Origin of the sequence: Psychroserpens mesophilus, assembly GCF_050617655.1 — a bacterium.
In the GTDB taxonomy this organism is placed as follows: domain Bacteria; phylum Bacteroidota; class Bacteroidia; order Flavobacteriales; family Flavobacteriaceae; genus Psychroserpens; species Psychroserpens mesophilus_A.
Genome location: NZ_JBODQC010000405.1, coordinates 1 through 245, shown reverse-complemented (window position 1 = coordinate 245; position 245 = coordinate 1). Strand labels below are relative to the sequence as shown.

The following is a 245-nucleotide window of genomic DNA, read 5'->3' as shown; positions in this document are numbered from 1 at the left end:
TACAACGTGCTGGTCATCGCTTCGGATATCCGCCAGCTGGACCACATCGAATACACCCCGGCCCCGGATATCATCCACGAGGGGGCCGGCCATGCCCCGATTATTGCGAACCCCGAATACGCGGAATACCTGCGGCGGTTTGGCGAAATCGGATGCAAGGCGATATCCAGTGCTCACGACTACGAGGTTTACGAGGCTGTCCGTCACCTGTCCATCATTAAAGAGGCCACGGGTACGGACCCGGA

Annotated in this window: 1 pseudogene; it reads left to right on the top strand. The window is 58.8% G+C overall.

Going from position 1 to position 245, the window contains the following annotated elements:
* Nucleotides 1–245 (top strand): annotated as a pseudogene (locus tag ACRHNM_RS17790) (aromatic amino acid hydroxylase); the annotation flags it as partial.